At 71.5% G+C, this 23,750-nt stretch carries 10 protein-coding genes and 1 pseudogene; 6 read left to right on the top strand and 5 right to left on the bottom strand.

All coding sequences use genetic code 11. The features are described 5' to 3' along the window. Window positions 1-96 precede the first annotated feature (96 nt). A complete protein-coding gene (locus ACH4VX_RS18605) occupies window positions 97-7,470 on the top strand; it encodes an SDR family NAD(P)-dependent oxidoreductase (protein ID WP_398368480.1) in 7,374 nt (2,457 codons plus the stop codon). A gap of 135 nt (window positions 7,471-7,605) precedes the next feature. Here ACH4VX_RS18605 and ACH4VX_RS18600 read toward each other — a convergent pair. Both ACH4VX_RS18600 and ACH4VX_RS18595 read right to left on the bottom strand, forming a co-directional pair. Further along, window positions 7,606-7,974 (bottom strand): annotated as a pseudogene (locus ACH4VX_RS18600) (hypothetical protein); the annotation flags it as partial. A 71-nt stretch (window positions 7,975-8,045) separates the two neighbouring features. After that, window positions 8,046-9,152, bottom strand: a complete 1,107-nt coding sequence (locus tag ACH4VX_RS18595) for an LCP family protein (protein WP_398368479.1) — start codon at window positions 9,150-9,152, stop codon at window positions 8,046-8,048. 342 nt (window positions 9,153-9,494) lie between these two features. On the opposite strand from ACH4VX_RS18595, the gene ACH4VX_RS18590 reads away from it, so the two are divergent. The 5 genes from ACH4VX_RS18590 to ACH4VX_RS18570 all read left to right on the top strand — a co-directional run bounded on the left by ACH4VX_RS18590 (window position 9,495) and on the right by ACH4VX_RS18570 (window position 19,790). Further along, window positions 9,495-10,625: a hypothetical protein gene (locus tag ACH4VX_RS18590; RefSeq protein ID WP_398368478.1), complete on the top strand. Its 1,131-nt coding sequence runs from the start codon at window positions 9,495-9,497 to the stop codon at window positions 10,623-10,625. 317 nt (window positions 10,626-10,942) lie between these two features. Continuing rightward, complete coding sequence (locus tag ACH4VX_RS18585) at window positions 10,943-12,751, top strand: stealth family protein (protein ID WP_398368477.1); 1,809 nt, start codon at window positions 10,943-10,945, stop codon at window positions 12,749-12,751. Beyond that, window positions 12,748-15,501, top strand: coding sequence for a glycosyltransferase (locus tag ACH4VX_RS18580; protein WP_398368476.1), 2,754 nt, complete (start codon window positions 12,748-12,750; stop codon window positions 15,499-15,501). The genes ACH4VX_RS18585 and ACH4VX_RS18580 overlap by 4 nt, the downstream gene beginning before the upstream one ends. Window positions 15,502-15,522: 21 nt before the next feature. After that, entirely contained in the window at window positions 15,523-16,998 is a 1,476-nt protein-coding gene (locus ACH4VX_RS18575) for a glycosyltransferase family 2 protein (RefSeq protein WP_398368475.1), read from the top strand. Window positions 16,999-17,048: 50 nt separating this feature from the next. Continuing rightward, window positions 17,049-19,790 (top strand): CDP-glycerol glycerophosphotransferase family protein, encoded by a 2,742-nt coding sequence (locus ACH4VX_RS18570; protein ID WP_398368474.1) that lies wholly within the window; start codon window positions 17,049-17,051, stop codon window positions 19,788-19,790. A gap of 115 nt (window positions 19,791-19,905) precedes the next feature. On the opposite strand, the gene ACH4VX_RS18565 is transcribed toward ACH4VX_RS18570, so the two are convergent. The 3 genes from ACH4VX_RS18565 to ACH4VX_RS18555 form a co-directional block, all read right to left on the bottom strand. Beyond that, entirely contained in the window at window positions 19,906-20,253 is a 348-nt protein-coding gene (locus ACH4VX_RS18565) for an NTP pyrophosphohydrolase (RefSeq protein ID WP_398368473.1), read from the bottom strand. Window positions 20,254-20,391: 138 nt separating this feature from the next. Beyond that, window positions 20,392-22,521 (bottom strand): 3-hydroxyacyl-CoA dehydrogenase NAD-binding domain-containing protein, encoded by a 2,130-nt coding sequence (locus ACH4VX_RS18560; protein WP_398368472.1) that lies wholly within the window; start codon window positions 22,519-22,521, stop codon window positions 20,392-20,394. Further along, the gene (locus tag ACH4VX_RS18555) at window positions 22,518-23,735 is read right to left on the bottom strand and encodes a thiolase family protein (protein WP_398368471.1); all 1,218 of its coding nucleotides are present in this window, start codon (window positions 23,733-23,735) and stop codon (window positions 22,518-22,520) included. Before ACH4VX_RS18555 ends, ACH4VX_RS18560 begins: the two co-directional genes overlap by 4 nt. Between the last annotated feature and the right edge of the window lie 15 nt (window positions 23,736-23,750).

Below are 23,750 nucleotides of genomic sequence, written 5' to 3'. Positions count from 1 at the left end.
ATCCCAACGAGTGATTTGCACTGGATTTTCTGTCCCGTTGTCCCCTTCAATCCGCACGAGGGCCAGTAATCGGCGTGAAGGGGTGGGGACTCGGTGATGCAGCACCTTGAACGGGCCGTGGCGGTAGTGGGCGTGGGTTGCCGGCTCCCCGGAGGCATCACCGACCTGGACGGCCTGTGGTCCGTGCTGCGCGACGGGCGCGACATGGTCGGCGAGATGCCCGCCGACCGGCTGCCCAGGGACCGGACGGTCGACCCGGGGACGGTGCGGGCCGGCCGCAGCTACACCGCCGCCGGCGGCTTCCTCACCGACGTCGCCTCGTTCGACGCCGCCTACTTCGGCATGTCACCCGCGGAGGCCCGGCACATCGACCCCCAGCAGCGGCTGCTGCTGGAGATGGCCGCCGAGGCGCTGGACGACGCCGCCGTCCCCGCCGAGTCGCTGGCCGGGTCGGACACCTGCGTGTACGTGGGCGTCTCCGACCCCGGTTACGGCGTGAACCTGTCGATGATGCAGGACCACACGAGCCCGCACACCATGCCCGGCGCCACCCTGTCCATCACGGCGAACCGGATCTCGTACGCCTTCGACCTGCGCGGGCCGAGCATGGCCGTCGACACGGCCTGCTCCTCCGCCCTGGTCGCCCTGGACCGGGCCTGCCGCACCCTGCGCGAGGGCCCAGGCCGCGTCGCCCTGGCCGGCGGCGTCAACGTGCTGTCCAACCCCTACTCCTTCGCCGGGTTCTCCTACGCGGGCATGCTGTCGCGGCGTGGACGCTGCGCGGCGTTCTCCGCCGACGCCGACGGCTTCGTCCGCGCGGAGGGCGGCGCGGTGCTCGTCCTCAAGCGCCTCGAGGACGCGGTGGCGGACGGCGACCGCGTCCACGCCGTACTGGCCGCCACCGGCAACAACACCGACGGCCGCAGCACCGGCATGATCGTGCCCAGCGCCGAGACCCAGGAGGCGCTCCTGCGCACGGTCTACGCGGAGGCCGGGATCGACGCGGACGACCTGGTCTACGTCGAGGCCCACGGCACCGGCACCCAGGTCGGTGACCCGGCGGAGGCCGAGGCCATCGGCCGGGCGCTGGGCCGGCGCCGCCGCGGCGGCCCGCTGCCGATCGGCTCGGTGAAGTCGAACGTCGGCCACCTGGAGCCCGCCTCCGGAATGGCCGGCCTGCTCAAGGCGATCCTGGTGCTGCGCCACCGGCTGGTACCGGCGTCCCTGCACGCCCTTCCCCTCAACCCCCGGATCGACTTCGACGGCCTGGGACTGGCCCCCGCCGTCACCCCCGTCCCGCTGGACCCGGGGGAGAGGGCGGCCGTCGGAGTGAGCGCCTTCGGCTTCGGCGGGGCCAACGCCCACGCCGTCCTCACCCTGCCCCCCGCCGCCGCCCGGCGGACCGGCCCGAGCCCGGTGCCGGACGGGCGCCCGCTGCCGCTGGTCGTCTCCGCACGGTCGCCGAAAGCCCTGAAGCAGATGACCGCCCGCATGGCGGAGCGGCTGCGGGACACCGAGCCCGGGGAGTTCTACGACCTGGCCCACACCAGCACCGTACGGCGCACCGCGCACCCGCACCGTGCCGCCGTACTGGCCGCCGACCCGCGGGACGCCGCCCGGCAGCTGGACCGGCTGACGGCCGCGGAGCCCGCGCGCGGGGCCGTCGTGCGCACCGGCGAGCGGGACGGGACCGCGTTCGTGTACTCCGGCAACGCCTCCCAGTGGCCGGGCATGGCCGCCGACCTGCTGGAGGGCGAACCGGCCTTCCGCCGGGCCGTCGAGGAGGCCGACGCGGCCCTGGCACCCCACCTGGGCTGGTCGGTGACCAAGGAACTGACCCGCCCGTCCCCCCGGAAGTGGCGGCGCACGGAAGTGGCCCAGCCGGCCCTGTTCGCCGTACAGGTGGGCCTGACCGCGCTGCTCGCCTCGCACGGGGTGCGCCCGCGGGCGGTGGCCGGACACAGCGTCGGCGAGGTCGCCGCCGCCCACGCCGCCGGGGGCCTCACCCTCGAACAGGCGGCGCTGGTCATCGCCGAGCGCAGCCGCACCCAGGGCGCCACGGCCGGCCGGGGCCGGATGGCCGCCGTCGGCCTGCCCGAGGCACAGGCACGCGAGGAACTGCTCCGCCACGACGGGGCGTTGGAGATCGCCGGGATCAACAGCGACCGCGATGTCACCGTCGCCGGGGACGCCGACGCACTGACGGCCTGGGGCGCCGAACTGACCGGCCGCGGCGTCTTCTTCCGCGAACTGGACCTGGACTACGCCTTCCACAGCCGGGCCATGGACCCCATCGGGGAGCCGCTGCTCGACGCCCTCGACGGGCTCCAACCCGCCCCGGCCCGGATCCCGTTCGTCTCCACCGTCACCGGCACCCCGCTGAACGGGGCCGAACTCGACGCCGCGTACTGGTGGCGCAACGTCCGCGAGCCCGTCCGGTTCGCCGAGGCGGCCGGCCGGCTCGCCGCCGAACACGCCGGCGTCCTGGTCGAGATCGGCCCGCACCCGGTACTGCGCCCCTACCTGCGCCACACCGGCGCCACCTGCGTCCCCACCCTGCACCGCGACGGGGACGGCCGCCGCGAGACCGCGGCGGCCGTCGCCGCCGTACTCGCCGCCGACACCGCCACCGACTGGCGGCACCACTTCCCCCGCCCCGGCCGGGTGGTGGACCTGCCCGCCTACGCGTGGCAGCACGAACGGTACTGGCACGGCACCGCGCGGGACCTGGTCGCCCACACCAGTGGCAGCGGTCTGCTGGACCATCCGCTGGTGGGGGAGCGGATGCCCGCCCCGCACCCCGTGTGGCACGGCACCGTCGAGCCGCAACTGGTGCCCTGGCTGGGCGACCACAGGATCGGGGACGACGTCCTCATGCCGGCCGCCGCCTATGTGGAGATGGCCCTGAGCGCCGGCCGGCGGGCCCTGGACCGTCCGGTCGAGGTACGGCACCTGGAGATCGGCCGTCCGCTGTCCGTGCCGTGGCCGGACCCGACGCCGGTCGCCCTGCAGACCGCGGTCACCCCCGACGACGGCGCCCTGACCATCAGCGTCCGCGAGGAGCACGGCGGGGAGTGCCTGCCCGTCGTGCGCGCCCAGGTCCGCACCCTGCTCGGCACGGCACCGGCCCCGCTCGACGTCGACGCGCTGCGGGCACGCTGCGACCGCGGCGTCGACGGCCCGGACTTCTACCGCACCTGCCACGGCATCGGGCTGAACTGCGGGCCGGACTTCCAGCTCATCGACCGCATCGACGCCGGCGACGCAGAGGTGCTGGTCGGCTACCGGCTGGAGCACACCGCCGACGCCTACACCGCCCACCCGGTCCTGATCGACGCGCCGTTGCAGGCGACCGTGGCCCTCGCCGGGGCGGAGGCGGAGTCCGCCGCGTTCCTGCCGACCGTGTTCGGAGCCGTACGCGTGTGGCGCACCCCCGCGTCCACCGGCGTCGTGCACCTGCGCCGCCGCAGCCGCAGTGCCAACGAGATGTGCTGGGACATCACCTACGCCGACCCGGACGGCATGGTCACCGTCGAGATCGACGGCTGCCGCACCCGCCGCGGCCACATGATCGAGCGCACTCCGCTGACCGTCCAGCGCACCGTCCTGAGGGCCGCCCCCCACCGGGGGACCACTGCCGCGCCCTCCCCGCCTCCCGCACCCACCGACGTGGCGCGCGCCGCCGAGCCGCGCATCGCCGCCGCCCGCGCCGCCCTGGACGACAGCGGCCACCACCGGTTCACCGCCGCCGCCGAACAGGCGGGCGCCCACCGCTGGGCGGAGACGCTGCGCGGTCTCCTCACCGACCCCGCGGCCCCGTTCTCGATGGGCGACCTGGTGGCCGGAGGTCTGCAGCCCCGGCACCGGCGGCTCGCGCGGCTGATGCTGCCCCTGCTGGCCGAGCACGGCCTCGCCCGGCCGGCAGGGGAGACCTGGCGGCTGACCGGCGCGGAGATCCGGGCCGAGGCGCTGCTGCGCGGCCTGGTCGAGGACCATCCCGCTTACGGCGCCCGGACGCTGCTCCTCAACCGGCACCTGCGCCGGCTGCCCGACGTGGTGCGGGGACGCGCCGACGCGACGGAGCTCCTGCCGGCCGGGGACAGCGCCCACGAGCAGCTCCACGAGACGGACCCGGCCCACCGCTTCACCCACCGTGCCGTGCAGGCACTGCTCACCGACCTCGTCGCCCGCCGGCCCGCCGACCGTCCGCTGCGCGTCCTGGAATTCGGCGCGACCACCACCGCCCTGACGGCCGCGGTCCTCCCCGTACTGCCGGCCGACCGGACCCGCTACACCTGCACGGCCGCCACCGGCAGTGTGCTCACCCGCGTCGAACACCGTTTCCCCGCCCACGACTTCGTCGACCGCCGCGTCCTGGACCCGGACACCGACCTGATCGCCCAGGGCCTGCCCCCGGGCGGCTTCGACCTCGTCCTCGCGGGCGACGCCCTGCACGCCACCACCGACCTCGCCGCGACCCTGCGCCGACTGCACACCGTACTGGCCCCCGACGGACACCTGGTGGCCACCGAACCGCACCACGCCCCGCTCCAGGCCCTGCTGTCCGGCACGCTGAACGACTTCTGGGAACGCGGCGACCACACCCTGCGCCCGGTGTCCCGCATCCTCCCCCGCGACCAGTGGGCACCGCTGCTGCGACAGTGCGGCTTCTCCGACGTGACGCAGACCGGGCCCGAGGACCGTTCCGTCCTCCTCGCCGCGGCGGGCCCGAACCCCGCGCCGGACACCGAAGCGCCGCGAGCGGTCCCCGGAGCCTCCTGGGTGATCGCCGTCGAGGACGACACCGAGACGCCGACCGCGCGGGCCCTGGCCGACCGCCTCGGGAAGGCCACCGTCCTCACCGCACCGGACGGGGCCGCCGCCTGGAGCGCGGTCCTGCCCACGGACTCCGGTCCGCACGTCGTCCTGCTGCTCGCCGAGCCCGGCCCGCACGACACCGTCGTCACGCGGACCACCCGCCGTGCGGCCCTCCTGCGCTCCCTGGCCGCCGCCTGTGAGGGCCTCAGCGGCCGCACCGGCCCCCGGGTATGGCTCGTCACGCGCCCGACCGGCCTCTTCCCCGCCCCGGAGCAGCCGTCCCACCCGGTCGACGCCGCCGTCTGGGCGGCCTGCCGCACCCTCGCCAACGAGCGTCCCGACCTGTCCCTGCGACGCCTGTCCTGCCACCGCACCGGTGACGCCGGCACCGACGCCCGCCGCCTGGCCGGCGAACTCCTCGCCCCCGTCGCCGACGACCCGGCCGCACAGGAGGACGAGATCGTCCTGACCGCCCGGGGCCGGTTCGTCCCCCGGCAGGTCCAGCACCCGGCGGACGAACCACCCTCCGTCCCCGCCGGCACGCCGTACGTCCTGGAAGCCCGCGAACCCGGCCTGCGCCGACGGCTGATCTGGCGGCAGACCGACCTCCCCGCCCCCGGACCGGGCGAGGTGGCCCTGGAGATGCGGGCCGTGGCCCTCAACTACCGCGACCCCATGCGGGCCAACGGCCTGCTGCCGCCCGAGGCGGTGGAGAACAGCCCGATCGGCCGCGGACTGGGCACCGACGGCGCGGGCATCGTACGCGCCGTGGGGGAGGGGGTGCGGGGCCTGGAGCCGGGCGACCGGGTCTGCGGCCTCGTGCCCGCCGCCCTCGCCTCCCACGCGACGACCCCCGCCACCGCCGTCCTCCGCATCCCCGACGGGATGGGCTTCGCGGAGGCGGCGACCTTCCCCGTCGCCTTCCTGACCGTCCACCAGACCCTGGTCAACCAGGCCCGCCTCGACGCCGGGGAGACCGTGCTGGTACACGGCGGAGCCGGAGCGGTGGGCCTGGCCGTCCTGCAGTGCGCCCGCCGGCAGGGCGCCCGCGTCATCGCCACCGCCGGCACGGAGACCAAACGGGACCTGCTGCGCACCCTCGGAGTCGAGCACGTACTCGACTCCCGCAGTCTGGACTTCGTCCCCCGGGTGCGGGAGCTGACCGGCGGCCGGGGGGTGGACGTCGTGGTGAACAGCCTCAGCGGCGAGGCCATCGCCCAGGGCCTCGACCTGCTGCGCCCCAACGGCCGCTTCGTCGAGCTCGGGAAGAGGGACATCTTCCTCAACAATCCGATCACCCTGCGCCCCTTCCACCGCAGTCTCACGTTCATCGGCTTCAACCTCGACGCCGTCATCGACTCCCCGGAACTGGGCTCCCGCCTCCTCGCGGACTTCGAGGCGGAGGCCGCGTCCGGCACCTACCGGCCCCTGCCCCACACGGCCTACCCCGCCGCCCGCGTCGACGAGGCCTTCCACCTCCTGCAGCACTCCCGGCACACCGGCAAGGTCGTCGTCACCTTCGACCCCCTGGACGAACCCGTCCCCGTCGAACCCGCACCCGGCACCCTCCGCCTCGACGGCGAGGGCACCTACCTGATCACCGGCGGACTGAGCGGGCTCGGCGCCGCCACCGCCCGCCTGCTCGCCGACCGCGGGGCCCGGCACCTGGCCCTGCTCTCCCGCGGCGGGCCCGACGCCCCCGGGGCGCCCGCCCTGCTCCGGGAACTCACCGACCGCGGTGTGCGGGCCACCGCCCACGCCGCCGACGTCACCGAGGAGGCCGCGCTGCGCCGGGTCCTCGACGCCGTGGACGCCACCGGACACCCCCTGCGCGGCATCGTGCACGCGGCGATGCACATGGACGACGCGGTACTGGCCGACCTCACCGACGACCGGTTCGCCGCCGTACTGGCGCCCAAGGCGGCGGGCGCGGCCCTGCTCGACCGCCTCACCGCCGACCGCGACCTGGACCTGTTCCTCACCTACTCGTCCGTCTCCGCCGGTATCGGAAACCCGGGACAGTCCGCCTACGCGGCGGCCAACGCCTATCTGGAAGCCCTCACCCGGGCCCGGCGCGGCGCCGGCCGGACGGCTACGGCACTGGCCTGGGGGCCGATCGGTGAAACCGGCTATGTCGCCCGCAACGGCATGGAGGCCGCCATGGCCGGACGCGGCCTCGAACTGCTCACCCCCGCCGAGGTCCTGACCACCGCCGACCGTCTCCTGGCCGCCGGCACCGATGTCGCCGGAGCGGGCCGCTACCGCTGGGGGACCGCGCGCCATCTGCTGCCCGCCCTGGCCACCCCCCGGTTCGCCCCACTGGCCCCGGCGTCCTCCGCGGCCTCCCCGGACGCCCGCAACGAGCTCCTGAGCACGCTGGCGGACCTCCCGGCGGACGAGGCGGTGCGCAAGATCACCGACACGGTCACCCGGCTCCTCGCCGGTGTCCTGCAGACCGATCCGGCCGACCTCGACCCCACGTTCAACGTCACCGACTTCGGCCTGGACTCGCTGCTGGGGATGCAGTTCCTGGTGCAGGCGCGGGATCTGTTCGACATCCGCCTCGGACCGGCCGACCTGGCCACCGGACGCACCCTGGCCCACTTCGCCCGCCTGATCCACCAGCGCCTGGACCTGAACGCCGACACGTAGCGGGCGTCGGGCGGGGCCCGGGGCCCCGGGGCCCCCCCCCCCCCCCCGCCGCCCCCCCCCCCCCCGCGCCCCCCGCCCCCCCGCCCGGGGGGGGGGGGCGGCCGCCCCCCGCCCCCGCGCCCCCCCGCCCCCCCCCCCCCCCCCCCCCGCGCCCGGGGCGCTCACCCTGCGGCGCGGTTCCCGGCCGGCCGTGACGACCAGGTCCGGCCGGCCTCCCGCCCCGGCCACCAGCGCGACCATGCGGTCGTCGCCCCTGCCCGGGGCGGACTCCACGCGGACCCCGGGCACCGGCTCCACGCCGCGTGCCGCACCCTCGACCACCAGGACGGCCTCCACCGGACCGGGCCGGCCGGGCAGGCCGTCCGCGGCCGGCCGGTCGCGCAGGCGCTCCGCGGCGCCCCGGTGGTCCCGCCACCAGCCGTCGGGCACCGACCCGACGGCATGCGCGGCGTCGACGCCCGGCCCGGGGCCGCGCCGGGGAGGTCCGTAGCCGGGAGAGGTGATCGACCGGCCTGCCGGACCGGCCCCGTACGTCCCGCCCCGACGCGGCACGGGGGCCGGCTGTTCCTCAGGCGTCAGCCGGTCTTCTTGGCGTCCTTGAGCAGTTCCGCCGGGATCTCGGTGTCGTCGCGGACCGCCGTCCACAGCTTGTCCGCCTTCGACTCGACGGCGACCACCCGGTTCGGGTCGGCCTTGTCGTACGTGACCGGCAGCATGATCGTCTGCATGCCCTCGGCGTCGATGCCCTTGACGCTCTGGGCGAAGTCGGCGAGGGCGGTCAGCGACGCGAGTTCCTTGTCGGTGGTGAGCGCGCCGGTCGCGGACCGGGCGATGGAGTAGGCCTTGGCGGGGCTGGTCAGCAGGTTTTGCTTCTGCACCTCGCCGATCAGCGCCTTGAGGAACTTCTGCTGGAGTTCGATACGGCCCAGGTCGCTGCCGTCGCCGTAACCGTGCCGGGTGCGGACGAACTGCAGGGACTGGTCCCCGTCCAGGCGGTGCGTGCCCGTCCCCAGCCGCAACTGGTCGTTGTCGATCGGCTTGTCCAGCGTCACGGTGACGCCACCGACCTCGTCCACGATCTGCTTGAAACCGGAGAAGTCCAGCTCCACCAGGTGGTCGATGCGGACGTCGCTCATCGACTCGACGGTCTTCGCGGTGCAGGCCGGCCCACCGAGGGAGTAGACCGCGTTGAACATCACACGCTTCGCCTCCGGCAGCACCTTGCCGCTCTTCGTGGTGCACTCGGGCCGGGTCACCAGGGTGTCGCGCGGGATGCTCACCGCGACCGCCTCGGTGTGGCCCTTGGCTATGTGCACCAGCAACGTGGTGTCCGACCGCTGCCCGCTCACGTCCCCGCCGGCCAGGTCGCCGTTGTCACCGGCCCGCGAGTCGGAGCCGAGCACCAGCAGGTTCAGCGCGTCGCCCGCCGCGGCCTTCTTCGCGGGGCGGGCGGAGTCGTCGCCGAGGGCCTTGTCGAGGTCGACGGCATTGTCCTTGAGCTTGGAGTCCAGGGACGAGTAGAGCCAGTAGGCGGTGCCGCCGAGCGCGAGGACGAGCGCGAGCAGGGAGAAGAGCACGATCCGGCCGGTACGGCGCTTCTTCTTCTGCGCTCTGCGGCTGCCCCGTTTGCCGGGCGGGGCTTGGCTGGCGGGCGGCACAGGGGTGCTCAGGTCGTGGCTCACGGCGGGTCCTCGCAACTCGTGCCCAAAGGGCAAGGGCAGCAGGCCGCTCCCGTGAGGGGCCGGGTCGGTGCTGCTCGGCTGACGCTTGGTTGGCATTGAACTATAGACAGGTGGTCGAAAACTCATTTGAGCGATGTGCCCGGTTGTGCGCCCCGGCGAGTACGCCGGACCGCCCCGTCCCAGGTGGCTCCGGCCGCTCCCGGAGCCGCTCCGGTGGCCGTGACCCGAGGCTCGTGCGACGCGGACGGGGCAACGGGACGCCTGTTCGGACGTGCTTATGATGTGGCGAATTCTGGAGTCATCCGTGGGCACCGGGGCCTGGCGTGGGAAGGGACGGCACACATGCGCGGCAGAGGTGCGCAGGCGGTGGACCGGGGATCCCGGTCCGGTGCCGAGGCCGAGGCGCGGCCCCAGCGGGCGTCCGTGACGGCGGTGGCCACGGGGTCGTGGCTGCTGCGCGGGAACGACGACCGCCTCGCCGTGTACGCGCTCGTCGAAGGCGGTGTGCACCGCTGGACGGAGACCGCGGCCGGCAGCGGGCGCTGGAGCGGGCCGGACTTCTTCCCCGCTGAGGGGCTGACCGGTCTCGCCGTCGCCCAAGGGGCCAATCGCTACGCGCACTTCCTCGGGCGCAGGGAGAAGCGGACGGGCGGGGACGCGCCGAAGGTCGACCTGCTCTACGCCGTGCAGTACCAGTCGGGCCGGACGCTGGGGGACTGGCGTTCCCTGGGCAACCCGTACCGCGACCCCAGGGACGCCGCGACGCTCGGCGTGCCGACCGCCGCCGTCGACGGACAGGGCACGGTCCACGTCTTCGTCTCCGGCGGCCCCGGCGGGGTCATGCTGCGGCGCGAATCCAAGAGCGGGGCGTGGGAGGCCTGGAAGGACCTGCGCGGCGGTGCCGTCGCCGGCGGGCCGGCCGCCGCCGCGAACTCCGCCGGACTGGTCGAACTCCTCGCGCCGGGCAACCGGTCGGTCATGCACTGGGTGCAGACGGAGCCCGGAGCCGACCTGCGCCGGGTGCAGGACCTCTCGCCCGCTCCGGTACCCGGCTCGGCCGCGCTCCTCGAGACCGCCCCCGGCGTGTTCACCGCGTACTGGTCCGAGCAGAGCGGGACGGGCGTCTACGCGCAGCGGCCCGGCGAGTGGGCCTTCCCCGTCGGCGGGGCCCCGGGCGAGGGACCCCACGCCACGCTCCGCGCCACCGTCGACGGCTACGACTGCACGGTCCTGGCCCACCAGGGGCGTACGGGAACAGCCGTGATCGGCGTCTGCGGCACCGGCGGGGAGTCCGGTGGACTGTGGTGGTCCGACACGGGGGTGACCTGTGTCGGCACTCCGGCGCTGGCGCTGGACGGACGGGGCCGGGTCGTCGTGGCGGCGGTCGCCGCGGACGGCACCGTCCTGGTGAACCGGCAGCGTCCGGAACCCGGGCTCACCCTGTCCGACTGGGACCGCCTGCCGAACGACTGAGCCGGCCCGCTCCGTCCCGGGCCGACGAGGCCAGACAACTTACGGCGCGTCAATACACCAGATCATGCTGAAAATCTAGAGCTTCAAATGGTTGTACGGCTCATCAGTGATGATTGTCACGCGTCACAAGGTGTTCATAGGTTGTCTCGACCTGGACTTTTAGGAAACCATCATGTGAAAGTTTGGTGGTTCGCCGTTATGCGGTGATCACAGTTGAATCGGGGCGACGGGTCCCGCGTCTGGTGATGCGAGCTTTTTCCACGCCAAGGTCCACACAGCGGGGTGTGCGACGTCCTTGGAGGGCAGAGCTGCTGGGTATGGATGGTGGATGCCTCGTGGGTGGCTCGGACAACCCTGAAGCCGGAGCGCTGGTCTCGGCGTACCGGTCCGCGGTCCCGACCGGCGCGAGGCAGCGCATCGTCCGCGGGGTGCCGACCCCGGTCCGAAAGGTCGTGAAGTCCTCGCTGACCGCCGCCGACTCCGTGCGCTCCGCCGCGGTGGTCTGGGCGATGGGGGGCAAGCGAAAGACGCCCCGGCACAGCAGCGCCTACGGCCAGCGGGTCGTCCGCGTCGGCCGCCGCCACATGCGTGCGCTGCTGGTCGAGGGGGCGACGGACTGGGCGGCCCGCGCCCGCAACCTGAACATCGTGGTCTCCGTTCTGGAGGCGGCGGGCGTCGACTACTTCTGCGTGCGGGGCACGAACAGCGGGCTGCCCGCGGTCGCCGTCCCCGCCGCGTCCCGCCCGCTGGTCGAGGAACTGCTCCAGCTGGCCTTCGAGCAGGCCCCGGGCTATGTGGGACCCACCGGCGGCGGCGAGGCCCGCATGGAGCCCGGCGACGACGAGCGGTCGTGGCGGCAGCTGCGCAAGCACAAGGTGCTGCGGGTCGCGTGGTACGTGTGCGACCCCACCCAGCAGCTGGTCTTCGGCGCGGCCACCGGATGTGACCTCGAGATGTGGACGGAGCGGGACGGGGAGCTGCGGGCTCCGCGCCCCAACCGGGTCATCGACGCGGTGTCGGCGAGCGCTCCGCGCAAGTCGGCGCCGCAGAGCCTCTTCAGCCCCATACCTCCCGCTTACCACACGGGGAGCGCCAGGACCCTGGCCGAGTTCGCCGTGCCTCTCCCCGAGGACCACCAGTTCCCCATCGACGTCGTCTACACCTGGGTCGACGACTCCGACCCGGTCTGGCGTGCGTCGCGCGACCGTGTGCGCCAGGGGTTCTCCGCGGACGGACTGCACGAGCAGGCGGCGAACGACTCGCGGTACACCAGCCGTGACGAACTGCGTTACTCGCTGCGGTCGCTCCACCAGAACGCCCCCTGGGTGCGCAACATCTACCTCGTGACGGCCGGTCAGGTCCCCTCCTGGCTGCAGGCGCAGCACGCGAACCTCCGGGTGGTGGACCACCGGGAGATCTTCTCCGACGCCTCCGCCCTGCCGACGTTCAACTCGCATGCCATCGAGAGCCAGCTGCACCACATTCCGGGACTCTCGGAATGCTTCCTCTACCTGAACGACGACGTGTTCTTCGGCCGGCCGGTGACGCCCGCGCATTTCTTCCACCCGAACGGCATCACCAAGTTCTTCACCTCGCCCGCGCTGATACCGGGCGGCGTCGTCTCCTCGACCGATCTTCCGGTCAACGCCGCGGGCAAGAACAGCCGATGGCTCATCGCGCAGAAATTCGGTACCGCCATATCCCAGAAGATGAAGCACACGCCGCATGCGCTCCGCAGGAGTGTGCTGCAGGAAATCGAGGAGACCTTCGCGGAGCAGCACGCCACCACCCAGCATTCACGTTTCCGTTCTCCCGGGGACGTGCCGATCGTCTCGTCGCTGCACCACTACTTCGCATACCACTCCGCCCGGGCCACGGTGGGGGACATCCAGTACCGGTACATCGACCTCTCGGCCGATCTGGCCGAGCGGCGCCTGAACACGCTCCTCGCCAACCGGAACATGGACACCTTCTGCCTCAACGACACGGTGGAGTCGGCTGACCCGGAAGCGCAGCGGGATATGCTGAAACGTTTCCTTGAGACGTATTTCCCGGTGCCCAGTCCTTATGAAGTCGCAGAATACGAGAATGCCCTCGAGCCTGCGAGTGAGTTCCGGCGCACATGAATTCCTATGACATCACGCTGGTCGTGCCGGTCTACAACGTGGAGCAGTACCTCCAGGAGTGCCTGGACTCCATCGAGGCGCAGACGGTGTTCGAGCGCTGCGAGGTCGTGCTCGTCGACAACGGCAGTACGGACGGCTCCTACCGCCTCTGCGCGGAGTTCGCCCGCCGGCACGCCAACGCCACGGTGCTGGTGCGCCACGGCGGCGGCGCCGGAGCGGCCCGCAACCTCGGCATGGACCGGGCGACCGGTCCGCGCATCACGTTCTGCGACTCCGACGACGTGCTTCCGCCCACCGCGCTCGAACGCATGCTGGACGCCTCCCTGGCCACGGGTGCCCAGGTCGTGGTGGGAGCGATGGAGACGTTCCCCAAGCCGACCAACTGGGCCTGGAAGGACCACTTCGGAAAGGGCGACCGGACGTTCGGCAGCCTCGCCGAGATGCCCGAACTGGTGCACAGCGCGAGCGCCTGCAACAAGCTCTTCGACCTTTCCTACCTGCGCTCCCACGGCATCCGCTTCGCGGAAGGCGTCCACTTCGAGGACGCCTACGTCGGCGTCTCCGCGCTCGTTCTCGCCACCCGGCTCGCCCTGGTCGACGCGTGTGTCTACCGGTACCGCAAGCGCGCCGCGGGGAACTCGACCATGGACGCGATCTGGACGCGGCGGCAGAACTACTGGGACCACCTCCAGCTCGTGGAGTACCTGCACCGGCTGGGCGCGGGCCTCCCGGAGGACTCGAAGGCGGTGCTCGACCTCTTCCTGGTACGGAGCTACCAGGGCTTCGCGCTCCGGGCACCCGACCTCTTCCAGGGGGCGGAGCTGGAGGACATCTACTCGCGGTGCCGCGCGGTCTACTGGGACGTCTCGCCCGACGTGATCGTCAGGGCCACCGCCGACGCCCGCCATCGCGTGGCCTATCTCGCCTTCCTCACCGGGGACTTCGGCCTGTTCGCGGACCGGGCGGCCAGGCTGCACAAGCTCTCCGTGCGCGACGGCCGCCCGTACCTCACCGGCGAACTGCCGGACCAGCTCGCCCTGTTGGCGCAGGCCACGCCCTTCACCGCCCATCTGGAGCACGTCCGCCGGGTGCCGGGAACCGGGACGTTGCGGCTCTCCGGACGGTTCGAGGTCAGCGGCATGCCCATGGTCCGGCCCCTGGCGGCCCACCTCGGCCTGCGCGTCCGGGGGAGCCGCCTCAGCGTCCCCGCCACGCAGGTCCGCCGGCGGGACCTGAAGAACACGCGGTCCGACACGGAGTGGGGCGGCTTCACGGCCGAGCTGCCCCTCGACGCCCTGCGGAAGGGTGTCCACGACCTCGAATTCGTCATCGACTCCGAGGGCGGCCAGGCGGCCACCCCGTGCCTGGTCGCCGCGGGCTACCTGCGCGGGGCGCGCGTCGTCGAGCACGGCGGGACACGGGTGGTGCCGCACTGGAAGGGGAAGAACCGGGCGATCCTGATGGTCTCCGGCACGGCGCGCCGGCTCGGCGGCCGCGGCGTCCTGAGCAGTCTCCTCGCCAAGGACGCCAAGCATGTGCTGCGCCGTCGGCCGTTCTGGAAGCAGCGCCTGATACGCCTGTTCACGAAGCCGCTGAAGCCCCTGTTCCTCGGCCGGGACATCTGGCTGTTCGGAGAGCGGGGCGACACCGCGCAGGACAACGGCTGGCACCTGTTCCGGCACGCGCGCACCGCCGGGAAGCGGCGCGGGGCGTACTACGTCATCCGGGCCGGCAGCCCCGACCGGGCCCACCTGGCGGGGCTCGGGCATGTCGTCGCGCACAGCTCCTGGAAGCACAAGCTGCTGATGCTGCACGCCTCCGCGCTGGTCAACGCCTACGACATCGACACCTACATGCTGCCCGACGGCTGGGACCGGACCCGCTATCTCAAGCACCTGAACTGGCGCGTGGGCGCCCGCCGGGTCTTCCTGCAGCACGGTGTGACGGACAAGGACGTCAGCAAGGGCCTGCACCGCAACCGCACGGGCGTCGACCTCATCCTCGCGGTGAGCCGGCACGAGGGGCGGTTCCTGTCGGAGGAACTCGGCTACGAGGGGCAGGTGGGGGTCGTCGGCTTCCCCCGCTTCGACGCGCTGGTCCCCGGGCGCGGCGGGCGCACCATCCTTTTCATGCCGACGTGGCGCGCCTATCTGACCGTCGCCTCGTACAGCCGCGACGGCGGCGGGCGCGAGGCGCGCGAGGCCATGCGCGACCGGTTCCTCGCCTCCAGCTACCGGGATTTCATGGTCCGCTTCCTGAACGACCCGGAGCTGCTGGCCGCCCTGGACCGGTACGACTACACACTGCAGTTCCTGCCGCACTACGAAATGCGCGCGATGGCCGGGGAGATGGTGCCGGACCGCGACCGGATCCGGATCATCGACCAGAACGAGGTCAGTGTGCAGGAGGCCATGCGGCGCTGCGATCTCTTCGTGACGGACTGGTCGTCCACCGCCTTCGACGTCGCTTACCTCGGAACCCCCTTGGTCTACGCGCAGTTCGATGCCGAGGAGTACTGGGACGGGCATTACCAGAAGGGCTATTTCGATGCCCGCCGGGACGGATTCGGACCGGTCGGTGAAACCGTCGGGGAAGTCGTGGGCGAAGTCGTCCGCTACCTGAGGGGAGGGTGTGAGAGGGAGCCCGAGTATCTGCGACGGGTGGAGAGGTTCTTCGAATACCGGGACCAGCAGAACAACGTGAGGGCGTCCGAAGCGATCGATCGTCTCGTTCGGGGGTCGAATCATTGATGTGGTGTGCCAGGAGGAAGTATGTCCCAAGCCAACCGTGACGTGACGGTCGTCGTTCCGTTCCGCGATGTCCAGAGTTTCTTCGCGGAGTTCCTGGACTCGGTGGCCGCGCAGACGGCTTTCGCGCGTGCCCATGTGATCCTCGTCGACAACGGCAGCAGTGACCAATCGGTGATGATCGCCGGTGAGTTCGCCGGCCTGCACCCCAACGTCGACCTGGTCTCACAGCCCCAGGGCCGGGCCGGCGACGCGCGCAACATGGGCATGGACATGGCCACGACGCCGTACATCGTCTTCTGGGACGCCGACGACATCGTGCCCGAGCGGTCCCTGGAAGTGCTCCGGAACACCATCGTCAAAACCAGGGCGACGGTTGTCGTGGGCCGTGAGAAGCATGTCCCGAAGCCGGTCAAGGCGCCGTGGCACAAATACTTCGGCAAGAACGTCAAGACGGTGGGCAGCGTCGCCGACATCCCCGACCTGATCCACTCGGCGTCCTGCTGGAACAAGATCTTCGACCTCGACCTGCTGCGCTCCCAGGGCATCCGGTTCGGAACCGGCACGGCGTTCGAGGACGCCTACGTCTCGCTCCCCGCGCTGCTGCTGTCCGAGCGCATCGCGCTGGTCGACGCTCCCGTCTACGAGTACCGCAGGCGCGGTGACGGCACCTCCGTCATGGACACCATCTGGGACCTCCCGCAGAACTATGCCGACCAGCTGATGATGCTGGAGTACCTGGCGGGCATGCGTCAGGGACTCACGCCGTACCAGCAGGAGACGCTGGAGCGGTTCCTCATCCGCAGCATGCAGGGCTTCCTGCTGAGGGCGCCGCGGGTCTTCGGCGAATCCGACTGCCGGAAGCTCTTCGAGCGCTGCCGCACGCTCTACTGGGGAATCACCTCGGAACAGTTCGCCCGCAGCACGAACGACACCAGGCACCGGCTCCCCTATCTCGCGCTGCACTTCGCGGACTTCGACCTCTTCTACCGTCCGGCCTCCGTCCTCGGCTCGGTCTTCGGCCGGGAGGGGGACCTCTACGTCGACTATCCGGGGACGTCCTGGGGGCTGCCGCTCACGAAGGTCACGTCCGTTCCGGCCCGGATCGAGGGAGTCTCCACGGGCGAGGGCGGGACGACGGTGCTCCACGGCCGCTTCTCGGTCAACGGGTTCCCCGACGAACTGCTGGCCAAGCTCGAACTGCAGGTCTGGTTCGAACGGAGCGGCAAGACCCTTCCGGCGGTGAACCACGGGCAGGCCCACGACGGGCCGGGCCAGGAGGGAGGCGTCTTCAGCGTCACCGTCGACCCCCGGGAGTTCCCGGCCGGCTCCTTCCCCGTGCGTCTGGTGCTGTGCACCCGGGGCAGGGACGTCTCGCGCCCCTGCGCCGTCTCCCCGGCCCTGTCCCAGCAGCCGCCCGTAAGCGGGCTCCACGGTTTCGCGCGCATCACCGCCGACGGCGGGAACGCCCAACTCGTCATCGAGTCCGCCCAGCACTGATCAGGGTCCGCTCCAGAAATGGGGTATTCGCCAGAAAACAGGAGTCATACGTGTTCGACCCCCTCTATGACGTCGCCGTCGTCGTCCCCATCTTCAACGTGGAGAGATATCTCCAGGAATGTCTGGACTCGCTGGCCCGCCAGACGATATTCGAGCGCTGCCAGGTGATCCTGGTCGACAACGGCAGCAGCGACAGCTCACCCGCGATCGCCGCGGAATTCGCCGCACGGCATCAGAACGTATGGGCGTTCGTGCATCCCGAGGGAAAGGCCGGCGGGGCCAGGAACGCGGGAATGGACCTGGTCAGCGCCCGCTACATCACGTTCTGCGACTCCGACGACGTCCTGCCCGAAGATGCCCTGGAGACCATGTGGCGGACCGCGGTCAAGGAGCGCGTGCCGCTCACCATCGGACGGATGGAGACGTTCCCGGAGGAGACCAGCTGGCCCTGGCTCCGCTACTTCGGGACACAGGTCCAGGTGCATCCCGGAATCGAGAACATTCCGGAGATGATCCACGGCGGAAGCGCCTGCCACAAGCTCTTCGACGTCGAGTTCATCCGCGCCAACAACATCCGGTTCCGCGAAGGCGTGCACTTCGAGGACGCGTTCTTCTCGGTCCCCGCCATGCTGCTCGCGGACCGCATCGCGATGGTGCCGAGCACGGTCTACCGGTACCGCAAGCGCGCCGCCGAGGACTCCACGATGGACAAGCTGTGGGAGCGCACGGCGAACTACTGGGACCACCTCCTGCTGGAGGAGTACCTGATGACGCTCCGCCCCCGCCTCTCCGGCCACCGGCAGGAGGTCCTCAACCGGTTCCTGGTGCGCAGCTACCAGGGTTTCGCCCTGCGCGCGCCGCAGGTCCTGCCCGAGGACGAACTGTTCCGGCTCTTCGAGCGGGCCCGCGCCGTCTACACGCAGATGACGCCCGACGCGGTCCTGGCCTCCACCCACGACACCCGCCACCGGGTGCCGTTCCTGGCGATGTACATGAACTGGTACGAGCTCTTCGCGCGCCCGGAGCAGGCGGTCAGTGGTGTGTACGGGCGAGGCGGAGACCTCTACCTCGATGTCGCGGTGCCGAGCGCGCTGCTCCCGCTGACGAAGGTCTCCTCCACCAGCGTGCACGTGGAACGGATCCAGGCGGACGCCGAGTCCGGAGGGGTCGTCGTGGCCGGCCGGTTCGTGCTCAACGGACTCCCGATGAGCCGGCCCATGCGCAACAGCCTGCAGCTGTGGGTGGAGAAGAGCGGTCAGATGGTGCCCGCACGGCAGGTGTGGCGCAGTGACCTGCTGGCGACGCGCGACGATCTCGCCTGGGGCGGATTCGAGGCGGTCGTCCCCGTCGGCACCGTCAAGGACGGCGAGTTCCCGCTGAAGCTGGTGTTCTGCACCTCCGGCCGTGATGTCTCGCGCCCGTGCATGACGACCACCGCGATGCTGCGCAGCGCCCGTCCCATGAAAGTCGCGGACCATTGGGTCCTTCCGCTGTCGAAGGGCAAGGACAACGCCGTACTGGTCGTCCGGGAGGCGCAGGGCAAGGGCGGCGACAAGGCCTGGGAGGAGTTCCTCGAGGGCCTGGACCAGGAGCAGAAGAAGCGCAAGGCGCCGTTCTGGCGGGCCCGCGCCATCCGGCGGGCCACGCTCAGGTTCTTCCGCCGCAAGGAGATCTGGCTGATCGGCGAGCGCAAGGACACCGCGCAGGACAACAGCCTGCACCTGTTCACGTATCTGCGTAAGCACGAGCGCCGCCGCAAGGCCTACTACATCATCGAGAAGGGCAGCGCGGACCGGGCCAAGCTGAAGCGCCTGGGGAACGTGGTGGCGCACAGCTCCTGGAAGCACAAGCTGCTCATGCTGCACGCGTCGCTGCTCATCAACGCCTACGACATCGACTCGTACATGCTCCCCGACGGCTGGGACCGCACCAAGTACCTCAAGCACCTCAACTGGCGCATCGGGGCCCGGCGGGTCTTCCTCCAGCACGGGGTCACCGACGAGGACGGCAGCAAGGCCCTGCACCGCAACCGGACCGGTGTGGACCTGGTGTTCGCGACCAGCGACCGGGAGGCCCAGTACTTCTCCGAGCACATGCACTACGGGGACCAGGCCAAGGCGCTGGGCTTCCCGCGCTTCGACGCGCTGCAGCCGGACCGCGGCCGACGGCGTGTCCTGCTGATGCCCACCTGGCGCAAGTACCTGACGATCCCCTCGTACCTCCAGGGGGACGGTGCCGACCAGGAGGCGGTCGACGAGATCTTCCGGGAGTCGACGTACCGGGAGTTCATGGTGCAGCTGCTGAGTCACCCGAAGCTGATGGAGGCGCTGGAGTACTACGACTACGTGCTCGACTTCCTTCCGCACTACGAGATGCGGAACATGGTCGACGGGGTCGTACCGGACCACCCCCGAGTGCAGCGCCTGGACCAGACCAAGGTCAGCGTTCAGACGGCCCTGCGCCAGTGCGACCTGTTCATCACGGACTGGTCCTCGGTCCACTTCGACATGGCCTACCTCGGCACGCCGCTCGTCTACGCCCGCTTCGACCCGGACGAGTACTGGGCGAAGCACGCCAGGAAGGGGTACTTCGAGGCGGCGCACGACGGGTTCGGACCGGTGTGCGGCAATGTCGAGGAAGTGGTGACCGAGGTGATCCGCTACCTCGGCAACGGGTGCAGGCGCGAGCCGGAGTACGACTACCGGGCGCGCGCGTTCTTCGCCTTCGAGGACCGCGACAACTGCGCCCGCGCGACGACCGCGATCGCGGAACTCGCGGCATCGGAGGTGTAGGGCCCGCCTCGACTCCGGCCGGGCGGCAAGCGGTGCACGCGGCAGCACGCGACGCTTCACGCCGCCCCGCCGGATCCCGGCTCCGGTCACGGTTTCGTCGGCTCCGAGGCCGGATTCACGGGCGTACCGTCCGCGGTCCCACGCAGGTCGCCCCCAACGCGCCGACCCTGCGGCGGAGTTCCCGGTCGGCGGTGACCACGACCACGGGCTGCTCCGCCCGCTCCACCAGGGCCACGATGTGATCGTCCCCGCTGCCGGCCGCCGGCTCGACCCGCACGCCGGGGACGGACACCACGCCCCGAGCCGCCCCCTCGACCACCAGGACCACATCGGCACCGGTGCGTTCGGCATGGTCCACCAGCAGGTCGCGCAGCCGTTCGGCCGCACCCCGCCGGTCCCGCCACCAGCCGTCCGGCACGGATCCGACGACGTTGGCCCCGTCGACCACCAGCAGTTCCTTCATACGGACCAGGGTCGCATGCGATGCGCGACGGCGACGGCGGTCGCAGCGGTCCGACCAGAAGAGGCGCGGGGGACCACGTGACCGGCCACAGCCGATCCGCGGTCGCCCCACGCCTCTCAGGCATTCTGGGCAGAGCGCCTACGCGGGCACGCTCGCCGCCCCCGCCTCCAGGAACCGCTTCCCGTTCACCCGCTCGGAGACGCCCTCGCGGTCCAGGTACGGCGTGATGCCGCCCAGGTGGAAGGGCCAGCCGGCGCCGGTGATCAGGCAGAGGTCGATGTCCTGGGCCTCGGCGACGACGCCCTCGTCGAGCATCAGGCCGATCTCCTGGGCGACCGCGTCGAGCACCCGCTCCCGGACCTGCTCCTCCGTCAGGACGGTGTCGCCCTGCTCGAGGAGCGCGGCGACCTCCGGGTCCAGTTCGGGCCGGCCGGAGTCGTACGTGTAGAAGCCGCGCTTGCCCGCCTTGACGACGGCCGCGAGGTTCGGGGAGACCGTGAAGCGGTCCGGGAAGGCCCGGTTGAGGGTCTCCGAGACGTGCAGGCCGATCGCCGGGCCGACCAGCTCGAGCAGGACCAGCGGGGACATCGGCAGGCCGAGCGGCTCCACCGCCTTCTCCGCGACCTCGACCGGGGTGCCCTCGTCGATGACGTTCTGGATCTCGCCCATGAATCGGGTCAGGATGCGGTTGACCACGAACGCCGGGGCGTCCTTGACCAGCACCGCGGTCTTCTTCAGCTTCTTGGCGACACCGAACGCCGTGGCCAGCGAGGCCTCGTCGGTCTGCTCGCCGCGGACGATCTCCAGGAGCGGGAGGATCGCGACCGGGTTGAAGAAGTGGAAGCCGACGACCCGCTCGGGGTGCTTCAGCTTCGACGCCATCTCCGACACGGAGAGGGAGGAGGTGTTCGTCGCCAGGATCGCGTGCGCCGGGGCGACCGCCTCGACCTCCGCGAAGACCTTCTGCTTGACGCCCATCTCCTCGAACACGGCCTCGATGACGAAGTCGGCGTCCGCGAAGCCCTCGGCCTTGTCCAGGACACCGCTCACCAGCGCCTTGAGGCGGTTGGCCTTGTCCTGGTTGACACGGCCCTTGCCGAGCAGCTTGTCGATCTCGGCGTGGACGTAGCCCACACCCTTGTCGACGCGCTCCTGGTCGATGTCGGTCAGCACGACCGGCACCTCCAGACGGCGCAGGAAGAGCAGGGCCAGCTGCGACGCCATCAGGCCGGCGCCGACCACGCCCACCTTGGTGACCGGGCGGGCCAGGTTCTTGTCCGGGGCCCCGGCCGGGCGCTTGCCGCGCTTCTGCACCAGGTTGAACGCGTAGATGCCGGAGCGCAGTTCGCCGCCCATGATCAGGTCGGCGAGCGCCTTGTCCTCGGCGTCGTAACCCTGCTGGAGGTCGCCGTTCTTGGCGGCGGCGATGATGTCCAGCGCGCGGTAGGCGGCCGGGGCGGCGCCGTGCACCTTGGAGTCGGCGATGAAGCGGCCCTTGGCGACGGCCTGGTCCCAGGCCTCGCCGCGGTCGATCACCGGACGCTCGACGACGATCTCGCCCTTGAGGACGGCCGCGGTCCAGATCAGCGACTGCTCCAGGAAGTCCGCGCCCTCGAAGATCGCGTCCGCGATGCCGAGTTCGTGGACCTGCGCGCCCTTGAGCTGCTTGTTCTGGTTGAGGCTGTTCTCGATGATGACCGAGACGGCCTTCTCGGCGCCGATCAGGTTCGGCAGCAGGGTGCAGCCGCCCCAGCCCGGGACCAGGCCGAGGAAGACCTCGGGGAGCGAGAACGCCGGGACGGCCGCCGACACCGTGCGGTAGGCGCAGTGCAGACCGACCTCGACGCCACCGCCCATCGCGGCGCCGTTGTAGTACGCGAAGGTCGGCACGGCCAGCTTCGACAGCCGCTTGAAGACGTCGTGGCCGCCCTTGCCGATGGCCAGCGCGTCCTCGTGCCGCTTCAGCAGCTCGACGCCCTTGAGGTCGGCGCCGACCGCGAAGATGAACGGCTTGCCGGTGACGCCGACGCCGACGATCTCGCCGGCCGCGGCCTCCTTCTCGACCTGGTCGAGGGCGGCGTCGATGTTCGCCAGCGACTGCGGGCCGAGGGTGGTCGGCTTGGTGTGGTCGTGACCGTTGTCCAGCGTGATCAGCGCGAACCGGCCCGCCCCCAGGGGCAGGTCGAAGTGGCGTACGTGCGCGCTGGTGACGACCTCGCCGGGGAACAGCTCGGCCGCACCCTTCAGAAGCTCTGCGGTGGTGCTCACTTGTCCCCCTCGAAGTGCGGGTTCTCCCAGATGACCGTCGCGCCCATGCCGAAGCCGACGCACATGGTGGTCAGGCCGTAGCGGACGTGCGGCTGCTCCTCGAACTGGCGGGCCAGCTGCGTCATCAGACGGACGCCGGAGGAGGCCAGCGGGTGGCCGAACGCGATGGCGCCGCCGTACTGGTTGACGCGCGCGTCGTCGTCGGCGATGCCGTAGTGCTCCAGGAAGGCGAGGACCTGGACGGCGAAGGCCTCGTTGATCTCGAACAGGCCGATGTCGGAGATGGACAGGCCCGCCTGGGCCAGGGCCTTCTCCGTGGCCGGGATCGGGCCGTAGCCCATGACCTCCGGCTCCACACCCGCGAAGGAGTAGGAGACCAGGCGCATCTTGACCGGGAGCCCGTTCTCGCGGGCGAAGTCCTCGCTCGCGATGAGGGAGGCGGTGGCGCCGTCGTTCAGACCGGCCGCGTTGCCGGCGGTGACCCGGCCGTGCACACGGAACGGCGTCTTCAGACCGGCCAGGTTCTCCAGGGTGGTGCCCGGGCGCATCGGCTCGTCGGCGGTGACCAGGCCCCAGCCGGTCTCCCCGGCCTCCTCGTCGGTGCGGCGCACCGAGACCGGCACCAGGTCGGCCTGGATCTTGCCGTTGGCGTACGCCTTGGCGGCCTTCTCCTGGGAGCGGACCGCGTACTCGTCGGCGCGCTGCTTGGTGATCGTCGGGTAGCGGTCGTGCAGGTTCTCCGCGGTCATGCCCATGAACAGGGCGGACTCGTCGACCAGCTTCTCGCTCACGAAGCGCGGGTTGGGGTCCACGCCCTCGCCCATCGGGTGGCGGCCCATGTGCTCGACGCCGCCCGCGATGGCGACGTCGTACGCGCCGAAGGCGACGGAGCCGGCCACCGTGGTGACGGCGGTCAGGGCGCCGGCGCACATGCGGTCGATGGAGTAGCCCGGGACCGAGGTGGGCAGGCCCGCGAGGATGCCGGCCGTGCGGCCGATGGTCAGGCCCTGGTCGCCGATCTGCGTGGTCGCGGCGACGGCGACCTCGTCGATCTTCTTCGGGTCGAGACCGGGGTTGCGGCGCAGCAGCTCCCGGATCGCCTTCACGACGAGGTCGTCGGCGCGGGTCTCGTGGTAGATGCCCTTCGGGCCCGCCTTGCCGAACGGGGTACGGACGCCGTCGACGAAGACGACGTCCCTGACGGTACGAGGCACGATGGCTCTCCTCCA

It is taken from the genome of Streptomyces sp. NPDC020731 (genome assembly GCF_044334705.1).
Lineage (GTDB): Bacteria > Actinomycetota > Actinomycetes > Streptomycetales > Streptomycetaceae > Streptomyces.
This window is presented reverse-complemented; position numbering and strand designations above follow the sequence as displayed.

Excerpts from the sequence above, each read along its gene's own strand:
- ACH4VX_RS18590 (WP_398368478.1), top strand. The coding sequence starts at position 9,495 with ATGCGCGGCAGAGGTGCGCAGGCGGTGGACCGGGGATCCCGGTCCGGT.
- ACH4VX_RS18580 (WP_398368476.1), top strand. The coding sequence starts at position 12,748 with ATGAATTCCTATGACATCACGCTGGTCGTGCCGGTCTACAACGTGGAG.
- ACH4VX_RS18565 (WP_398368473.1), bottom strand. The coding sequence starts at position 20,253 with ATGAAGGAACTGCTGGTGGTCGACGGGGCCAACGTCGTCGGATCCGTG.
- ACH4VX_RS18575 (WP_398368475.1), top strand. The coding sequence starts at position 15,523 with ATGTCCCAAGCCAACCGTGACGTGACGGTCGTCGTTCCGTTCCGCGAT.
- ACH4VX_RS18585 (WP_398368477.1), top strand. The coding sequence starts at position 10,943 with ATGGATGGTGGATGCCTCGTGGGTGGCTCGGACAACCCTGAAGCCGGA.
- ACH4VX_RS18605 (WP_398368480.1), top strand. The coding sequence starts at position 97 with ATGCAGCACCTTGAACGGGCCGTGGCGGTAGTGGGCGTGGGTTGCCGG.